The sequence below is a fragment of the Mesorhizobium waitakense genome, assembly GCF_056431085.1.
The window spans coordinates 1-17,478 of the sequence record NZ_JBWKME010000018.1; the positions used below are offsets into that span (position 1 = coordinate 1).

The 17,478-nt window shown below is 63.3% G+C and carries 13 protein-coding genes; 6 read left to right on the plus strand and 7 right to left on the minus strand.

Annotated elements, in window-relative coordinates:
- Positions 1–402: 402 nt before the first annotated feature.
- From AC07FD_RS05580 to AC07FD_RS05600, 5 genes are all read right to left on the minus strand, one after another.
- Positions 403–1,716 (minus strand): O-antigen ligase family protein, encoded by a 1,314-nt coding sequence (locus AC07FD_RS05580; protein WP_478349024.1) that lies wholly within the window; start codon positions 1,714–1,716, stop codon positions 403–405.
- Between the two features lie 216 nt (positions 1,717–1,932).
- Positions 1,933–2,760 (minus strand): SDR family NAD(P)-dependent oxidoreductase, encoded by an 828-nt coding sequence (locus tag AC07FD_RS05585; protein WP_478349025.1) that lies wholly within the window; start codon positions 2,758–2,760, stop codon positions 1,933–1,935.
- Between the two features lie 78 nt (positions 2,761–2,838).
- Entirely contained in the window at positions 2,839–3,324 is a 486-nt protein-coding gene (locus tag AC07FD_RS05590; RefSeq protein WP_477412932.1) for an acetone carboxylase subunit gamma, read from the minus strand.
- Entirely contained in the window at positions 3,321–5,525 is a 2,205-nt protein-coding gene (locus AC07FD_RS05595; RefSeq protein WP_478349026.1) for a hydantoinase B/oxoprolinase family protein, read from the minus strand. The genes AC07FD_RS05590 and AC07FD_RS05595 overlap by 4 nt, the downstream gene beginning before the upstream one ends.
- Positions 5,526–5,538: 13 nt before the next feature.
- A complete protein-coding gene (locus AC07FD_RS05600) occupies positions 5,539–7,668 on the minus strand; it encodes a hydantoinase/oxoprolinase family protein (RefSeq protein WP_478349120.1) in 2,130 nt (709 codons plus the stop codon).
- Positions 7,669–7,828: 160 nt separating this feature from the next.
- On the opposite strand from AC07FD_RS05600, the gene AC07FD_RS05605 reads away from it, so the two are divergent.
- The 4 genes from AC07FD_RS05605 to AC07FD_RS05620 all read left to right on the plus strand — a co-directional run bounded on the left by AC07FD_RS05605 (position 7,829) and on the right by AC07FD_RS05620 (position 13,057).
- Positions 7,829–8,608 carry a helix-turn-helix transcriptional regulator gene (locus AC07FD_RS05605; protein WP_478349027.1) on the plus strand — a complete coding sequence of 260 codons (780 nt, stop codon included), beginning with the start codon at positions 7,829–7,831 and terminating at the stop codon, positions 8,606–8,608.
- 279 nt (positions 8,609–8,887) lie between these two features.
- Complete coding sequence (locus AC07FD_RS05610) at positions 8,888–10,219, plus strand: glucoamylase family protein (RefSeq protein ID WP_478349121.1); 1,332 nt, start codon at positions 8,888–8,890, stop codon at positions 10,217–10,219.
- Positions 10,209–11,732 (plus strand): mercuric reductase, encoded by a 1,524-nt coding sequence (locus AC07FD_RS05615; RefSeq protein WP_478349028.1) that lies wholly within the window; start codon positions 10,209–10,211, stop codon positions 11,730–11,732. The genes AC07FD_RS05610 and AC07FD_RS05615 overlap by 11 nt, the downstream gene beginning before the upstream one ends.
- Before the next feature lie 110 nt (positions 11,733–11,842).
- Positions 11,843–13,057 (plus strand): glycosyltransferase family 4 protein, encoded by a 1,215-nt coding sequence (locus tag AC07FD_RS05620; protein WP_478349029.1) that lies wholly within the window; start codon positions 11,843–11,845, stop codon positions 13,055–13,057.
- A gap of 22 nt (positions 13,058–13,079) precedes the next feature.
- Here AC07FD_RS05620 and AC07FD_RS05625 read toward each other — a convergent pair whose 3' ends face one another.
- Positions 13,080–13,655 (minus strand): DUF1349 domain-containing protein, encoded by a 576-nt coding sequence (locus AC07FD_RS05625; protein WP_478349122.1) that lies wholly within the window; start codon positions 13,653–13,655, stop codon positions 13,080–13,082.
- A gap of 121 nt (positions 13,656–13,776) precedes the next feature.
- Positions 13,777–15,216, minus strand: a complete 1,440-nt coding sequence (locus AC07FD_RS05630; RefSeq protein ID WP_478349030.1) for an aldehyde dehydrogenase family protein — start codon at positions 15,214–15,216, stop codon at positions 13,777–13,779.
- A gap of 249 nt (positions 15,217–15,465) precedes the next feature.
- On the opposite strand from AC07FD_RS05630, the gene AC07FD_RS05635 reads away from it, so the two are divergent.
- The gene (locus tag AC07FD_RS05635) at positions 15,466–16,125 is read left to right on the plus strand and encodes a TetR/AcrR family transcriptional regulator (RefSeq protein WP_478349031.1); all 660 of its coding nucleotides are present in this window, start codon (positions 15,466–15,468) and stop codon (positions 16,123–16,125) included.
- 95 nt (positions 16,126–16,220) lie between these two features.
- Positions 16,221–17,474 (plus strand): sarcosine oxidase subunit beta family protein, encoded by a 1,254-nt coding sequence (locus AC07FD_RS05640; RefSeq protein WP_478349032.1) that lies wholly within the window; start codon positions 16,221–16,223, stop codon positions 17,472–17,474.
- Positions 17,475–17,478: the final 4 nt, after the last annotated feature.

A 17,478-nucleotide genomic window follows, 5' to 3' on the forward strand; every position in this document is an offset into this window, starting at 1 on the left:
CTCCCAGCGGTTCCTTTCTGACCCGTTCGGCGCCAATGTCATAAGACAAGCAGTTCACCGTTCACGGAAACGGCGAACCGCTCTAACTCTTTGCTTTGACGCGATTCCCTAAGGGAACGCGCTACGCGCTTTTCCCGGGAAAACCGTTTTATACTTTCCTGGAATTGTTCTAGCCAGCAGACCCGGAAACCCCAGCACGATCCGGCGTTTTGATCCATCCCGCCAGGGATGGATCCGCCTTGGGCCAGGCCTGCTTGGGCGAAAGCTCCCAAGCGAAACCGCCGTTGGCCCTGCTTCCGCCTCCCAAACGATAAAGCGCGTCGCGTTTGAAGGGATTCATGCGACGCGCTTCAAGCCTTTGTTTTGATGCATGTCAAAACCGCTGCGCAGTTTTGCACTGGCTCAGGACGGGTTGGCGGCCGCCGGACCATTCACATGCCGGGGCCAGGCCGCCTCTCTCTTGGCCGCCTCGGCCTGCTCGAAGGCGGGGCTCCACCGCGTGCGGGTGACAGGCAGCCGCGCCAGCTTGAAGAAGCTGAAGTACATCAGGAAAGAGCCCATGATGTAGGGGTTGAGAATCTCGACCTCGACAAAGGAGCGGATCAAGAGCAGCACCATGACGCCGAAGAGGATCACGGAATCCGCTTGCCATGCCCTGAAGATCACCGCCGAGACGTGACCATAGAGCGTGCGCAGCATGACCAGCGAGACCAGGGTCGCCCCGACGAAGCCGAGTTCGACGAGGGCTTCGATATAGGTGTTGTGGAAGTGGAAGCCGGTACGGGTGGTGATGTAGAATTCGTTCCACAGCCGCTCGGCTTCGGCGAAGCCCTGCACCCAATAGGCGGCATAGCCGACGCCGAGAATCGGTGCTTTCTGCACGGCGTTCCAGCCCTGCTCCCACAGATAGGTCCGCCCGGTGAGCGTCGAATCCTTGCCGAAGAGGCCAAGGACGAAGTCCATCAGCCCGAGATTCAAGGCGACGAACGCAACCACGACCAACAGGCCGGCGCCGATCAGGAAGATCACCCGGCGATAGCGCCGCGACAGCAGCTTGCTCATGGCAAGAAGCGCCACCAGCGCCAGAACCGCCGGTATCGAGGCCATCGAGGTGGCGGAATGCGAAACGAGCAGCAGATAGGCCGACAACAGCACGATAGGCACTGACAGGATGACGCTCAGCCAGCCGCGTCTGTAAAAAGCAAGGAATACAACGCAGAAATAGATGCCGAGCGAGGCGACAAAGCCGATCTGGTTCTTGGACGCAAAGGCGCCGACGAAGTTGTAGGTGCCGTCGAGAACGTCCTCGGAATAGGCGCCGACCTTGAGCGAATAGAGCAGGACGACAAATATCCCGATCAGGGCGCCTATGGTCAATGTGCGCACGCTGACGGTGCGCGCCGCGACGTAGGCGCAGGCAATATGGGAAAAATACTGGACTGAAGTCCTTGCGGTGATGCCGGGCGCTTGCGACCAGAAGACAGAGGAGCAGATATAGGCGGCAAACAGCAGCGGCAGCCAGGCGCTGGACAGGTGCCGCAGGAACCGCCGGTAGTCGACCAGGATGAGCGGCAGCCAGACCGCGTAGTAGGCGAGGATCAGGATCTGGCCGAAAATGACCGAATAGGAAAACGCCCAGATCGAGACGGCAACGGCAAAACTGCCATAGACCGAATTCTTCTCGGGATCGACCAGCAGGGACTTTGGAATCTTCATCTCAGAGTCCCACCGGCGCGACCCAAGGCCGGCAGGCCGTGGGCCAGTCGGCATATCCGCAAACAAGGGCGTGCAATAAACGGCGTCTCCATTGTGCAGTGCAATATAACCTATCGTGCCCTGCGCTCAATGGCAAATCCGGTCACCTTGTCTTACAGCGAGGCGATTGCCGAGATCAGGCCGGCGCTTGTCCGGCCGCAGCTGCCTGGATCAGCGCTACCACAGTGCTCCGCCGGTGATCTGTATGTTTTCCATGGTGATGCCCTTGGCCAGATCCGAGCACAGGAAGACGGCAAGAGCCGCGATCTCCTGTGGCTGCAGGAGGCGCTGCTGCGGGTTGCCGCTGGCGATTTCGGCCATGGCTTGCTCCGCCGTGCGCCCCTTGCCTTCGCGCTCGACGACCTGCGCCACGTTGCGGCGCATCAGGTCGGTCTCGACCCAGGTCGGGCTGATCATGACGCAGGTGACGCCATGCGCCGCCCCTTCCAGCGCCACGCAGCGGGTCAGGCCGAGCAGGCCGGCCTTGGAAGCGCAATAGGCCGGGTTGTCCTTCCAGCCGACGGAGGCGGCGGTCGAGCCTATGTTGACGATACGGCCCCAGCCGCGCCCGATCATGCCGGGCAGCACGGCACGGGTGACGCGGAAGGCGCCGGTCAGATTGGTGTCGACGATCTTGTCCCACAGCGCGTCGGAGTGGCCGCAGACCGGCTGCTCGGCGGTGGTGCCGGCGGCGTTGACCAATATGTCGGCGGGGCCGATAGCGGCTTCGGCTTCCGCCGCGAAACCGTTGGTGACGTCGCTGTCGCGCACGTCGAGATGGGCGGCGTGAACCCTGGTGCCATGGGCGGCAAGAGCCGAACGCACACGCACGATTTCGTCGGCGCCGGGATAATAGGCGGCATCGGATTTGTCGGCGCCGGCGGGCGCAATGTAGGAGCCGACGGCGACATTGGCGCCAGCCTCAGCCAGTGCCGTGGCAATGGCAAAGCCCATTCCGGAAAACCCGCCGGTGATGATCGCGCTGCGGCCGGAAAGGTTTGTCATCAGGCGTGGTCTCCAAGACAATTCGGTGCGGGCAGCCAGGCTACCTTGCCTGCAACGCGGCTCACAAGATCAGTGTCGTCAAAGTGGTTTGCCCAGCCATTCGCGATAAAAGCCTTCGAGATCGGGTTCGAAATCATGCACGATCGGATATCCCGGCGCCGCCGCCTCGACCTCGTGCAAGGTACCGCACTCCGGGCAGATGAATTCGCGGATTTCCATCCATTCGGGATCGGGAAGATCGCTGTTCGGATAGATCTCGCGCAGGGATTGCTCGGTGTTGCGCACGTTGATCGCGGCGTTGAGCTTCCAGTTCTTGCGGTAGTCGCCGAAGGAGTGGCCGCACTCGCAGCGGGTTATCCGCTCATCGCCGCTCTGGCAGATGAACAGGTGATCCGAGACCGGCAGCAGGATCGTATCCTTCCAGGCGACGCGATCCTGATAGACGGCGACCATCTTGAAGAAACGGTCATCGTCCTTGTAGGCGCTCATGATGCGCCGGGTCTGCGGCCAGGGCAGCTGGCCGGCAGCGAGATCGCGGATGACTTCCTTGCTGTACGAGGTCATGGCTTTGCTCCCGGCGTGAAGATGGACCTTGCGTCGACGTTCCAGAAATCACTGAAATCCTTGGTGAAGCGCGACGACAGCTTGATCGCGCTGGCGTACATTTTCTTCACCTCGGGCGCGAAGTCGGCCTTTTCGACCCTGCTTCGCTCGGTGGCGATCCAGTCCGCCACCGAGATTGCTTTCGCCAGACGCTCTTTGCGCATGGCGGCGCGACGCGTCACGGTCGCATCGATATCGGCCGTGGGATAACCGTCTTCATCGTCCTTCAGCACGATGCCGAACACGCTGTCCGCCGCTTCGCGGGTGAGAAAACCGTTCTCGACATCCCAGGCCGTCTTGAGCGGATCGCGCTCCAGCACGTCGCCGTAGCCGCCACCGCCATTGTAGGAATGGCTGAAGATATCGCCTTCCTTGTGCGGCGAGGTGATGTAGGGGCCCTCGACCACGATATGGTCGCCGCCAATGTTCTTCTCATAGTCCGACACAAGCGGGTCGATGCCTGGCGCATGCGCCAGCGGTTCGCCCCTGACCGCCAGTTCATGGATGTTGGAATTGCGCACGGCGCGGTGCTTCTGGCAGGTTGGCGCCGGATAGCCGCCGCACATGCCGCCATTGTCGAACACCCGCGAAGAGTGTTCCGAGGTGTGGAGCCGCAGATGCGAGGTCTTGTTGATCAGCCAGGTCGAGACGAAGGAACAGCCGCCGCGATATTTGCCGGCGCCGCCGGAATTCGGCACGATCGAGCGGCCGATATAGACCATCGGCATCGACTGTTCCCAGACCTCGATGTTGCCCATGTCGGATTCCGGGTTCCAGCCGACATAGGCGGTGTCGAGACCGTCCTTGATGGCGAGCGCGCCGGAGCCGGCGGCGGCGCATTCGAAATGCGCCATGCCGAACGGCGTGCCGTATTGGCTTTCGCCGCCCATCTCGATCATCGGGCTGTTGACCTGGCCGACGAAGGCCTCCTCGACGAAACCACGGGCAATGAAGCTGCGCGACAGCAGCCGCTGGAACACGCCATAGGCCGGCAGCAGCAGCGCCCATGATGTGGCTGTCGCCACCATCTCGTTGTCGGGGTTGGTCCAGGTGCCATGCGGCAATTTCAGCTCGGTCGCCATCCAGGCGCCGTCATTGACCAGGCCTTCGAAATTCATGTGCTGGGTCAAGGTGACGAACATGCCGCCATCCATGCCGGCCGGCGTGCAGTTCATCGAATGGTAGCCCCAGGGCTGGGTGCCCTCGAAGTCCATGGTGATCTTGCCGTCGGTGGTGATCTCCATCTCGACCGGGATGTTGTAGAGCCAGTCCGGATCGCCGAGCAGCTGGAAGCCGGGCTTGCCTGCGGTGACGTGGCCATAGAAGGTGTGGCCGCGATAGATGCCGGGCACGGTGAGCTGGCGGGTACGGGCGAGCTGGGCGCGACGGCCTTCCTCGATGAACTCCTTCGACACCTTCATCCAATAGTCGAGGCCGATCTCGGAAATCAGCTGCTTGACGCTTTCGCGCATGTCGATGCAGGAGGCGACCTTGGCCTTTTCGTCCAGCACCCAGTAGATCGGCATGCGCAGATTGCGCTCGCAGCGGATGACATAGTCGCGGCGGATCTCGTCATTCTCGCCGATCTTCTCGGCGCAGACGAACAGGCCTTCGGTGAAGCGCTCCTGCGCCAGGCAGACGTCGCCGCCGGGCGTAATGCCGCCGGCCTCGAGCTCGTGGCAGACCGCACCGGCCCAGCCGACCAAGGTGCCCTCATGGAAGATCGGCACCACGTCCATGACGTCTGGCACCTGCACGGTGCCAATGAAGGCGTCGTTGTTGGCGAAGATGTCGCCTTCGCGGATGCGCGGGTTTTCCTCGTAATTGTTCTTGATCATCCATTTAATGAAGCGGCTCATCGTGTGGACATGCACCATGATGCCGTTGGAGAGCGCGATGGCATCGCCCTCGGGGGTGTAGATGGCGACCACCATCTCGCCGACCTCGCGCACGCCGGGCGAGGCCGAGATGCGGCGGGCCATTTCACGTGCCGAGACGCAATAGGCGCGCAGCTTGGTGTGCAGGGTCTCGAATTTCAGGGGATCCTGGTTGCGCAGCGTGAGTTCCGTGATGCCGTCATAGCAGCCGGTCTCTTCCATCAGCCGCTCGGAATCGAGCAGTCTTTCGCGAAGGCGCAGGGCCGAGGCAGGTTTGTCCAACATGGCGATCGCCCTCTCAAGCGTGGGTGTAGTGCAGCAGCGTCCATTCATCGACATGGACACGGTCTTGCGGATTGACGACGAGCGTCGTGGCGGGATGTTCGATGATGGCGGGCCCGATCACCTCATGGCCGGGTTGCAGCAGATCCATCTCGTAGAGATCGGCCTTGTGCCAGCGCCCACCGATATAGGCCTCGCGCACGCCCTTGTGGGCGGCAGCCGGATTGGAGGCACCGAGCGGCCGCTTGAGCAGCACCGGCTTGACCTTGTCGGCGGTGGCGATCAGGCCGAGCTCGGTGATGGTGAAGCCGGCCTCGCCATAGCGCGACACGCGGTGGTTGACCTTGGCATAGACCGCCTCGAACTCGTCGAGCACCTTGCGCATGTCGTCGGCCGAATTGACTTCGGCGAGCGGCGCCATCACTTCGACGTCCTCGAGCTGGCCGGTGTAGCGCATCATCAGGAACGGCACGGTCCTGATCTTTTCGCGCGCATGGCCGTCGGCGATCATCTCGTCGACCGCGGCCTTGGTCAGATCGTTCCAGACCGTGGTGACCTTGGCGCCGAAAGCGGCAAGCGTCGCCTCGTCGGCGCGCGAGGGGATGTCGTGCTGCGTGGACACCGAATGCCGGCGCATGAAATCGGCCGTTGTGCAGCCGAAGGCGGAGAAGGCGGCGGCGAACTGGAAGGTGATGATGTCCTTGAAGCCGATGCACCTGGAGCAGCCGGCCAGATGCAGCGGGCCAGAGCCGCCATAGGACAGCAGCGTGAATTCCGACGGATGGATGCCCTGGCCCGAGATGACGCGGCGCAGCGCGTTGTTGGCGTCGGCCTCCAGCATGTCGATCATGCCTTCGGCGGCCTCCTCGACACCGACGCCGAGCACGTTGGCGCACTTTTCCTCGAAAGCCTTGCGGGCCTTCTCGACCTGCAGCACGACCTTGCCGCCGAGGAAATAATGCGGGTTCAGCCGCCCCAGGATGGCGTCGCAATCAGCGATGGTCGGCTCGGTTCCGCCCCTGGCAAAGCAGATCGGGCCGGGATCGGAGCCGGCGCTTTCCGGCCCGAGGCTGACTTTCTTCGTCAGCGGATCGACCTTGAGGATCATGCCGGCGCCCGCACCAATGGTGTCGAGATGAAGCGTCGGCACGTTGAGCTTGAAACGGTCCATCAGCGGCTCGTTCTCGATCCGCGTCTGGCCGCGCGTGATGACGCCCATGTCGAAGGAGGTGCCGCCCATATCTGAGCAGATCAGCGAGTCGTTGCCGATCAGCTTGCCAACATAGGCAGCACCCAGGATGCCGCCGATCGGGCCCGAGATCATGGTTTCATGCAGGCGCGGATGGTTGATCGAGGTCAGGCCGCCGAAGGAGAGCAGCGTCTGCACGCCATATTTGAAGCCGTATTTCTTCGAAACGTCTTCGATCCCCTTGAGCTGCTTGCGGCCACGCGAGGTGGCGTAGGCCTCGATCAGCACCGAGTTCAGCCGCGACTGTTCGCGGATGACAGGGCGGACTTGGTGGCTGGTGTAGACGGTGATCTCGGCGCCGGCCTTCTCGATCTCCTCGCGGCAGATCTCGGCGATGCGCTTCTCGTGCACCGGATTGACATGCGAGAAGATCGTCATGATGCAGATCCCCTCGACCTTGTCGGCGATCAGTTTTTTCGCGGCCGCCGCGACCTCATGCTCGTAGAGCGGCAGCACGATGTCGCCGAACTGGTCGATGCGTTCGGTGACGCCATGGGTGCGGCGGCGCGGCACCAGCGGGTCGGGATGATGGTGGGTGACCGCATGCAGCCGGTCGGCGTAGGAATAGTCGGCCCAGGCCTGCAGGCCGCGGCCCATCAGGATCATGTCTTCAAGACCCTTGGTGGTGATCAGGCCGAGCCGGCGCCCGGTGCGCGACAGCAGCGTGTTGAGCATGCCGGTGCCGGAATAGAGCACAACATTGACGCCGGAAAACAGCTGCTCCAGCGAGATGCCCCAGGCATCCGCCGCGTCCTCGGCCGAAGCGAGGAAACCTTCGGCTTCGTTCTTCGGCGTGGTCGCCGACTTGCCTATCTTGAAGTGGCCGTCCTGATCGACAAGGATCGTGTCGGTCATGGTGCCGCCGGCGTCGATACCGATGACAATTGGATTGCCAATGATCGGCTGATTGCCAACGATGGGGCCGGTGAGGTTGGGCTGGGTCACGGTCGCCTCGGAATCTGGTCTAAGTTGTCGCTAGGCTAGATTCGGCGGGTGGCCTCGCGCCATATGCCTAAAGACACAATGACGGGCTGACCGACATCGCCGAGAAAAGGGCATGCGCATGGGGGCCATCTGGGCGCCGCTCGCCAAAGCGATCGCCGCCACCGGCACGGACAGGCATGTCGACTGCCTGATCGACCTGATCGGCGCGGACATCGCGCACGACCTCGTCACCGTGACGCGCTATTCGGCGACGCAGACACCGGAATTCGTCAAGCACCGGCGCTTCTCGGACGAGATGGTGCAGCGCTATCTCGCCAGCTACTACGTGTTCGACCCCTTCTACGCCTCGTGGCGACGCGAGCGAAGGCTCGGCATCATGCCGCTGAGGCGGCTTGCCGACGACGCGGCCAAGCGCGGCCAGTACATTGCCGGCTTCCTGGCGCAGTCGGAAATCTGCGACGAGGTCGGCATCATGCTGGCCGATGGCGGCGACTGGTGCCTCGGCATCTTCCTCGACCGCTCGACCACCGCATTCAAGGACAGCGAGATCGCCCTGCTGGACGAGCGGCTGCCGGTGTTCGAGGCGTTGCATGCGCTCGACATCAAGGCGCGCGGAACCGAGTTCTCCCGCACCTCAGCACCGACCGGCCCCGGTGCCTCGCCCCGGCAGGAGCCGACCATCCCGGCAAGCCTGTGGCCGGAACTGTCGCTGCGCGAGCGGGAACTGGTCCAGCTGATCCTGGCCGGCCACCCGACGGCGAACATCGCCGAGCGCCTCGGCATCACCGTCGGCACCGTGAAGAACCATCGCCGCCGCATCTACGAAAAACTCGACATCACCACCGAGCGGGAACTGTTCCTGCAGTTCTTCCAGCACCAGGTGGACCGATAGATGCTCCTGCGTCGACGTGCCTTTCCGTCGGTGGCGATGTGACAGCGCCATCCACCGGCCCATTCCCTGCGTCGGCGGATACAGCTACAATTCTGCGTGACGGGGGCAACGAAGGGAGCGCTACACGCGTATGATTGCCAAGGTCCGAATCGACGAGAACGCAAGAAAGATATGGGAAAGCCATGACACCGAGTGACAGTTCGGCATGCGCGATGACCTGCCATGGGCTCGCCATGCGACCGGCGGAACCTGCGGCGGTCAGGCTGGAGTGTGCATCGTTTGCTTAGGGCCGAACCCGCCGCGCTGTCCGATGACGAGCTTCTGGATCGCTACCAGCGTGCGGCCTTCGACTATTTCCTGGAGAATGTGAACGCGGAGAACGGGCTGGTCGCCGATACGTCGCGGCCGAATTCGCCGGCCAGCATCGCCGTCGTCGGTTTCGCCCTGTCCTGCTATCCGATCGGCGTCGAGCGCGGCTGGATGACACGCGAGGCGGCGGTGAAACTGACCCTTGCGGCACTGCGCTTCTTCTCGACCTCCACGCAAGGCAATGGCGACGACGTCACCGGCCACAAAGGCTTCTACTACCACTTTCTCGACATGCGGACCGGCCTGCGCGTCTGGCGCTGCGAACTGTCGATGGTGGATACGGCATTGCTGATCGCCGGCGTGCTGGTGGCGGGCGCCTATTTTTCCGGTGACGATGACGAGGAAGCCGAAATTCGCCGGCTGGCCGAGGCACTCTACCGGCGTGTCGACTGGCGGTGGGCGCAAGGCAGCAGTCCGACCTTGCGGCAGGGCTGGAAGCCGAAGAGCGGCTTTCTCCACTATGGCTGGGAAGGCTACAACGAAGCGACGATCCTCTATGTGCTGTCGATGGCCTCGCCCGACAGCCCGACCTCCGGCGACAGCTACGAAGGTTGGACGGCCACCTACCAGTGGGAAAACATCTACGGCTACGATGTGCTCTATGGCGGACCCCTGTTCATGCACCAGTTCTCGCATGCCTGGATCGATTTCGCCGGCATCCGCGACGCTTTCATGCGCGAGAAGAATTCCGACTATTTCGAAAACAGCCGCCGCTCGACCTACCTCCACCGCGACTATGCGCGGCACAACCCCTATGGCTATGGGGGTTACGACGAGAACCTGTGGGGACTTTCGGCAGGCGACGGGCCGGGCGGCTTTCGCACCAGCGTGGAGCGACAGCGTCGCCGGTTTTCCGGCTATGCCGCGCGTGGCGCTCCGTTCGGGCCGGATGACGGGACGATCGCCCCATGGTCCTATCCGGCGTCGCTGCCTTTCGCGCCGGAGATCTGCCTGGCGGCGTTGCGCCATCTCGGGGATCGCTACCCCGAGGTGGCCGACAATTTCCGGCTGCCGAGCGGCTTCAACCCGACACTGGCGAACCGGCGAAAATTCGGCCCCAACGGTTGGGTGTCGGAAGGCCACTACGGTCTGGACCAGGGCATCGTGGTGATGATGATCGAGAACCACCGCTCGTGCCTGGTCTGGAAACTGATGCGGTCCAACCAGCACATCCGTCGAGGCTTGCGCAAGGCGGGCTTCACGGGTGGATGGCTGTCGAGGGATGACGGCGATGGCGCGTGACCGGACTGCCGCCTTCCCTGTCGACCGCAATGACATCGAGCTGATCCAGCACGCCCATCCACCGCACTGGAAGAATCCGGAGCCGGACGGTCCCTACAACCTCGTCGTCATCGGCGCCGGGCCGGCCGGGTTGACCGCCGCCCGCGACGCGGCCGGCCTCGGCGCAAAGGTCGCGCTGATCGAGCGCAACCTGATTGGCGGCGCCTGCGTCAATGTCGGCTGCATCCCGTCGAAGTCGGTCATCCGCACGGCCAGGCTCTATGCCGATATGCGCGATGCCGAAAGTTTTGGCGGCGACACCCCGGACCGTCTTCACGTCGACTTCCAGCGGGCCATGCGGCGGATGCGGCAAATCCGGCAGCGGATCAGCCGCGCCGATTCGGCCGCAACCATCGCCTCGGAAGGCATCGATGTCTTTTTCGGCGAAGCGCGGTTTGCCGGACCGGACGCGGTGATCGTCGCCGGCAAGACGCTGCGTTTCAAGAAGGCGCTGGTCGCGACAGGTGCCCGTGCGAGCCTGCCGACAATTCCGGGGCTGGCCGAAGCCGGATATCTCAGCAACGAGACCGTGTTCAACCTCACAGCCTGCCCGCCACGGCTTCTGGTCATTGGCGGCGGACCGCTCGGTTGCGAGGCGGCGCAGGCCTTCTGCCTGCTGGGTGCGAAAGTCATCCTGGCCCAGCGGGACCCGATGTTCCTGCCCGGCGAGGAGCGCGACGCCGCCCAGGTCCTTTCGGATGCGCTGGCGCGCGAAGGGGTCGAGGTTCGCCTCAACACCGAGGTTGTGGCGGTACGGACGGCAGGCGGGAAGAAGCTCGCGGACCTGCTGCGGGACGACGACACGACGACGATTTCCGTCGACGAGATCATCACCGGCATCGGCCGTTCGCCCAATGTCGACGGTCTCGACCTGGAAAACGCCGGGGTGGCATACGACGCCGACGGCATCAAGGTCGACGATCATCTGAGGACCACAAATCCGCGCGTCTATGCGGCGGGCGATGTCTGCCTCGACTACAAATTCACCCATATCGCGGAGGCAACGGCCCGCATCGTCGTGCAGAACGCCCTGTTCCTTGGGCGCAAGAGGGTGAGCCAGTTGGTCGTGCCGTGGTGTACCTATACCGATCCGGAAATTGCCCATGTCGGCCTCTATCCGGCACAGGCGCGCCAGGATGGCATCCCGGTCAAGACCTATACGGTACTGATGCACGACGTCGCGCGTGCGGTCATGGACGGCGAGGAGGAGGGCTTTGTCAAAATCCACGTCAAGGAAGGGTCGGATCGCATCCTGGGTGCCACGGTCGTCGCCAGCCATGCAGGCGAGATGATCAATGCGGTGTCGCTCGCCATCAAATCCGGTATGGGATTGCACGCGCTGGCCGACGTCATCCACCCCTTCCCGACGCAGGCACAAGGCATAAAGATGGCCGGCGACGCCTACCGGCGAACCCGGTTCACCACTTTGTGGAGGCGGCTGTCGGCGCGCTGGCTGGCGTGGTCCAGGCGGTGACCCTGCGGCCCGCCGGCATACGTGCTGCAACGGACATCCAAGCAACTTGACGAAAGCGCCGTTCAGCTAAACAAGTCGAAGCCGTTTTTGTGATTGCGGAACCGCCTGGAATGCCGTCTGGAACAGAGCCTCGGAGCGCCGAACGGCGTGTGCTGGTCGTGTCGCACGATCCGGCCTTTCCGCCGAAGTCCGGCACGGATCTGCGCAACCACCGCAATGCCGTGGCGGCTGCAGCGTTCGGACCTGCGTGCCTGGTGTCGGTGCGGCCGCAGGTCGTGGAAGCCGTCGATCCGCCGATCCGCATCGAGGCCCTATCGATCGACGGTGAAGCTCGCACCGGTTCGATCGGCTGGTGGCGCATAAGGGCAGAACATCGCATTTCGCGCTCTGCCCTGACGCGGCTCGAGACCCTCGTTCGAGACTTCCGCCCGGACATAATTGTGGTCGAGGGCATAGGTCTGTTCAAGCTGCTGCGGCCTTTGAGACCCCTGACGAAACAGCTCATCCTCGACATGCACAATGTCGAGTCCGACCTGGCGGGACAATTGCATCGCGCCGACAAGGCGCGATCCGCCGCGGCCAGGCTTGCCACGGCCATTGCCATCAGGCGCCTCGAAGGAAAGGCGCTTTCCCTCGTCGACAGGGTCTGGGTGTGCTCGAACGAGGATCGCGAAAGGCTGACGACCCTTTTCCCGCACAAGGTGCCGGTCGACGTCGTTCCGAACGGAATTCCCCACGCCAGTGATATCCCGGAAACGATGCCCGCCGAGCCTGCGGCTGACAATGGCTTTCCGGTGATCCTGTTCGTCGGCCATCTCGATTATCCGCCCAACGTCGATGCCGCCAAGAGATTAGCCGGCATCATATTTCCTCGCATCCAGCAGGCCTTTCCGGTGGCGACACTGGTTGTTGCCGGGCGCAGGCCGAAACCTGCCGTACGGGCGCTGGCCGGATTGCCTGGCGTGGAGCTCGTCGAAAACCCGGAAACCATGGCGCCGCTGCTGTCCAGGGCGCATCTCACCATCATCCCGCTTACGGCAGGCGGCGGCACGCGCATCAAGATCCTGGAGGCGATGGCCTGGGGCGTGCCGGTAATCGCGACACCGCTGGCCGCCGAGGGGCTTGGCTTTGTCGAGAACCAGGAGCTGCTGCTGTCGGTTTCCGATGAAGTGCTTGCCGAGATGGCGGTCGGACTTTGCCTGGACGCCGAACGCAGAGCAAAGCAGCGCATCCGCGCGCATCAGGCAGTCTGGGCCAGATTCGGCCCGCGAGCCATCCGCAACGCCGTTCGCGACGGGCTGGGGCTGGACGAGGCTGGTGCGTGATCGAGGCGCGGACGCATCCGCTTCAGTCGTGCAGTTCCCGCGCTATCGGCGGGCCGACCGAAAAGCCCGAGAATGTAACCTCAAAACCCTCGCGTTGCGGCGAACAGCACATCATGCCGACATCGACCACTTTCGAGATCGGAAAATAGGCGAGCCGCACGGGCTTCCAGTGACCGTCGGAAGCATCGAGATACTGGACGCGGATCGTCTCGGCATGACGGGTCAAGCGGATCCGCACACCGTGCGGACCTGCTGGAATGGTGGCCAACGACCAGTCCGAGGTATCGTTGGTGACGACGACGGAAAAATACATAACGCCGTCGGTGTATTCGATGCCTGCCTTGATCCAGTGCGTTTCGCTCAGCCGGACCATCAATCCGGCCTGATCGTAGAGCACCTCGTAGCGCCCTTCGACAGTGACTTCGGCGGTGAAATCGCCCTCGACCTTACGGTAGAGGAAGTGGCCGTTGTCGCGCCAGAAATCGTAGAAGGTCTCGCGCCAGAAATCGGTCTCCTTGCCGGTGCGCACACGAACTGTATCGCCGTCGATGGCATGGTGCGGCGGCGGATTGAGCCAGGTCAGGTCTCGCAATGTCATCGCCGCGCGCCGGTCCGGTGTTCTTGATGTTGCCGTATCGCCGGCATGATCGGCCCGGGTGGCCATCAGCCCGGCATGATCGGAAGTGGCCGATCAGCCTGGCATGATCGGCGGTGGCCGATCAGCCCGCGAACGTATAGGCGGTCTTCACCGTGGTGTAGAATTCCATGGCATAGCGGCCCTGTTCGCGCGGGCCGTAGCTCGACTCCTTGCGGCCGCCGAAGGGAACATGGAAATCGACGCCCGCCGTCGGCAGGTTGACCATCACCATGCCGGCCTCCGAATTGCGCTTGAAGTGCGTGGCGTGCTTGAGGCTCGTGGTGCAGATGCCCGAGGTCAGCCCGAACGGTGTGTCGTTGGCGACAGCCAACGCCTCGTCATAGTCCCTGACGCGGATGACGCTGGCGACAGGTCCGAAAATCTCCTCGCGCGAGCTGCGCATGGCATTGGTGGCTTCGGTCAGCAGGGCCGGGCTGAGATAGAAGCCGGGCGTCTTGCGGTCGAGCCGTTCGCCGCCGAAGGCGAGCGTGGCGCCTTCCCTGACGCCGATGGCAATATAATCCTCGTCCTGCTTCAATTGGGTCGCGTCGACGACCGGGCCGATCTGGGTCTGCGCGTCGAGAGCGTCGCCGACGACCAGTTTGCCCATGCGATCCTTGAGGGCATCGACAAAACGGTCATGGATGGCGTCGGTCACGATCAGCCTGGACGAGGCGGTGCAGCGCTGGCCGGTCGAGAAGAAGGCGCCGTTGAGCGCGCAATCGACAGCGACCGCAAGGTCGGCATCGTCAAGCACGACCAGCGGGTTCTTGCCGCCCATTTCGAGCTGGAACTTGCGCATGTGCTCGACGCTTGCGGCGGCGACGCGCTTGCCGGTGCCGACCGAACCAGTGAAGCTGATGGCGTTGACGTCGGGACTGTCGAGCATGGCCTGACCAACGACCGAGCCCTTGCCCATGACGAGATTGAGCACGCCCTTCGGCAGGCCGGCGCGATGCAGGATGTCGACGATGGACCAGGCGCTCTCGGGAACCAGCTCAGCCGGCTTGAAGACGACGGTGTTGCCATGGGCGAGCGCCGGAGCGATCTTCCAGGCCGGAATGGCGATCGGGAAATTCCACGGCGTGATGATGCCGACCACGCCGACGGCTTCCCGGGTGATCTCCACGCCGACCCCCGGCCGCACGCTTGGCACGACCTCACCGGACAGGCGCAATGTTTCGCCGGCGAAGAAGTCGAATATCTGGGCGGCGCGAATGGTCTCGCCTATACCTTCGGCCAGTGTCTTGCCTTCCTCACGCGCCAAATTGCGGCCGATCTCGTCCTTGCGCGCCATAATCTCGTCCGAGGCCTTTTTCAGCACTGCGTGGCGCGCCAGCGGACCAGACCGGGACCATGCCGGAAACGCGGCCTTTGCGGCAGCGATTGCCTGCCCCGCCTGCGCGGCACCCGCCGAGGCATAGTCGCCGACGACATCGCCGGTGTCCGAAGGGTTGATGTTGCGGGAGCCGGCGTCGCCGACCCATTCGCCATCGATGAGGTTCTGTCGAAACAGGGTCATGTCTTGTCTTCCTGCTGGTTGGCCGCGCGGCGGCGTCTGTCTGAATTGGTATTTGCCAGACAATTGCCTTGCGGGAAAGCACGCAGTGGGCCAGCCGCCCGCGACAAAATCCCAAGCCTTGCATCATGCCGATGGCGCGGCGGCGACAGCGCCATACGTGAGGCATCATCCGGGCCAGGCCGACTTGACCTTGGACATAAGTGTCCATAGCCTTGATTTGCCTGATGCAGCGTGTCATGCGTCGTGATTATGGAAGCCACCGATACGACGATCCAGCGCGCCGGCGCCACCGGAAACATCAAGGCCACCCGCGAAGACTGGCTTAAGCTTGCGCTTGAGACGTTGATCTCGGATGGTGTCGAACGCGTCCGCGTGCTGACACTTGGCCAGAAGCTCGACGTCTCGCGCTCCAGCTTCTACTGGTATTTCAAGAGCCGTCAGGACCTGCTCGACCAGTTGCTGGACTACTGGCGGCAGACCAACACCAAGTTCATCGTCGAACGCGCCAGACGGCCCTCCGCGACCGTGATCCGCGGGGTGATGAGCATCTTCGAATGCTGGGTGGACGAAAGGCTGTTCGATCCGCAGCTCGATTTCGCAATCAGGGCCTGGGCCCGTCGCTCGCCTGCCATCAGGCGCGCGCTTGACGAGGCCGACGAGGAGCGCGTCGATGCCATTCGCGACATGTTCGTGCGTCATGGCTATGACGAAGAAGACGCGTTCGTGCGCGCCCGCGTGCTCTATTTCATGCAGATCGGCTATTACTCGCTCGAACTCAACGAGCCGATGAGCAGCCGCCTGGCTCAGGTCGCCTTGTATCTGCGCAGCTTCACCGGCCAGGAGCCTTTGGCAGAGGATGTCGAGGCGTTCTCGCGCTACGTCGAGGAGACGATTTCGCGTAAACGCTAGCACTATCCGCAACGTGCACGATCGACAGACGCACTAGACATATATGTACAATACCATTACGCTTTGACCTGAGAGAGCAGCTTGCCCGGCACGCCATGACAAGAATTTATTCCGCTTTGTCGCTCTTCAAGGAAGGGCTGGCCGGCCAGACCGGCTGGCAGCCGGCATGGCGCTCGCCCGAACCGAAGCCGTCCTATGACGCGATCGTCATCGGCGGCGGCGGCCATGGGCTGGCGACGGCCTACTACCTGGCAAGCAATCACAACATCAGCCGGGTTGCAGTGCTGGAAAAGGGCTGGATCGGTGGCGGCAACACCGGCCGCAACACCACCGTAGTGCGCTCCAACTACTATTATCCGGAAAGCGTCGAACTCTACGGGCTGGCGCACCGGCTCTACGAGGGGTTGTCCAGGGATCTGAACTACAATGTCATGCTGTCGCAGCGCGGCATGGTCAATCTTTGTCACAGCACCGCCGAAATGGAGGTTGGGGCGCGCACCGTCAACGCCATGCAGATCAACGGCATCGATGCGGAGCTGTTTTCGCCCGAGGATGTGCGCCGGGTGGCGCCAATCTACAATTTCTCAGCCGATGCGCGCTTCCCGGTGTTCGGCGGCATCTGGCAAGGCCGGGCCGGTACGGCGCGCCATGACGCGGTCGCCTGGGGTTACGCGCGGGCGGCGAGCCGGCTCGGCGTCGACATCATCCAGAACTGTGAGATCACCGATTTCATCATCGAGGGCGGCCGCTGCCGCGGCGTCCAGACGACGCGTGGCGCGATCCGTGCCGACCGTATCGGCATGGCGGTCGCCGGTCATTCCTCGGTACTGGCGGCCAAGGCCGGCTTTCGCCTGCCGATCAACTCCTACGCGCTGCAGGCCTGCGTTTCCGAGCCGGTCAAGCCGATCCTCGACACGGTGGTGCTGTCGCCAGGCACAGGCGTCTATGTCAGCCAGTCGGACAAGGGCGAGATTGTCATCGGCGGCGGGCTCGATCGCATCCCCTCCTATGCGCAGCGCGGCAATCTGCCCACCTTGGAGACGGTGATTGCCGGCCTGCTGGAGATGTTCCCGATCTTCGGCCAGTTGAAGCTGATGCGGCAATGGGCCGGGATCGTCGATGTCGTGCCGGACTCCTCGCCCATCATCGGTGAATCGCCCTTGCCCGGCCTGTTCCTCAATTGCGGCTGGGGTACGGGGGGCTTCAAGGCCATACCCGCCGGCGGCACGCTGCTGGCGCAATTGCTGGCCGGCGGCAAGCACAACGACATCAGCCGTCCGTTCGACCTCGACCGCTTCGCCAGCGGGCGGCTGATCGACGAAGCGGCCGGCTCCGGCATCGCGCATTGAGAGG

What these genes read in the sequence shown, in the direction of transcription:
- AC07FD_RS05620 (WP_478349029.1), top strand. Translation starts at nt 11,843, where the DNA reads ATGCCGTCTGGAACAGAGCCTCGGAGCGCCGAACGGCGTGTGCTGGTC.
- AC07FD_RS05635 (WP_478349031.1), top strand. Translation starts at nt 15,466, where the DNA reads ATGGAAGCCACCGATACGACGATCCAGCGCGCCGGCGCCACCGGAAAC.
- AC07FD_RS05595 (WP_478349026.1), bottom strand. Translation starts at nt 5,525, where the DNA reads ATGTTGGACAAACCTGCCTCGGCCCTGCGCCTTCGCGAAAGACTGCTC.
- AC07FD_RS05625 (WP_478349122.1), bottom strand. Translation starts at nt 13,655, where the DNA reads ATGACATTGCGAGACCTGACCTGGCTCAATCCGCCGCCGCACCATGCC.
- AC07FD_RS05630 (WP_478349030.1), bottom strand. Translation starts at nt 15,216, where the DNA reads ATGACCCTGTTTCGACAGAACCTCATCGATGGCGAATGGGTCGGCGAC.
- AC07FD_RS05590 (WP_477412932.1), bottom strand. Translation starts at nt 3,324, where the DNA reads ATGACCTCGTACAGCAAGGAAGTCATCCGCGATCTCGCTGCCGGCCAG.
- AC07FD_RS05640 (WP_478349032.1), top strand. Translation starts at nt 16,221, where the DNA reads ATGACAAGAATTTATTCCGCTTTGTCGCTCTTCAAGGAAGGGCTGGCC.
- AC07FD_RS05605 (WP_478349027.1), top strand. Translation starts at nt 7,829, where the DNA reads ATGCGCATGGGGGCCATCTGGGCGCCGCTCGCCAAAGCGATCGCCGCC.
- AC07FD_RS05615 (WP_478349028.1), top strand. Translation starts at nt 10,209, where the DNA reads ATGGCGCGTGACCGGACTGCCGCCTTCCCTGTCGACCGCAATGACATC.
- AC07FD_RS05585 (WP_478349025.1), bottom strand. Translation starts at nt 2,760, where the DNA reads ATGACAAACCTTTCCGGCCGCAGCGCGATCATCACCGGCGGGTTTTCC.
- AC07FD_RS05580 (WP_478349024.1), bottom strand. Translation starts at nt 1,716, where the DNA reads ATGAAGATTCCAAAGTCCCTGCTGGTCGATCCCGAGAAGAATTCGGTC.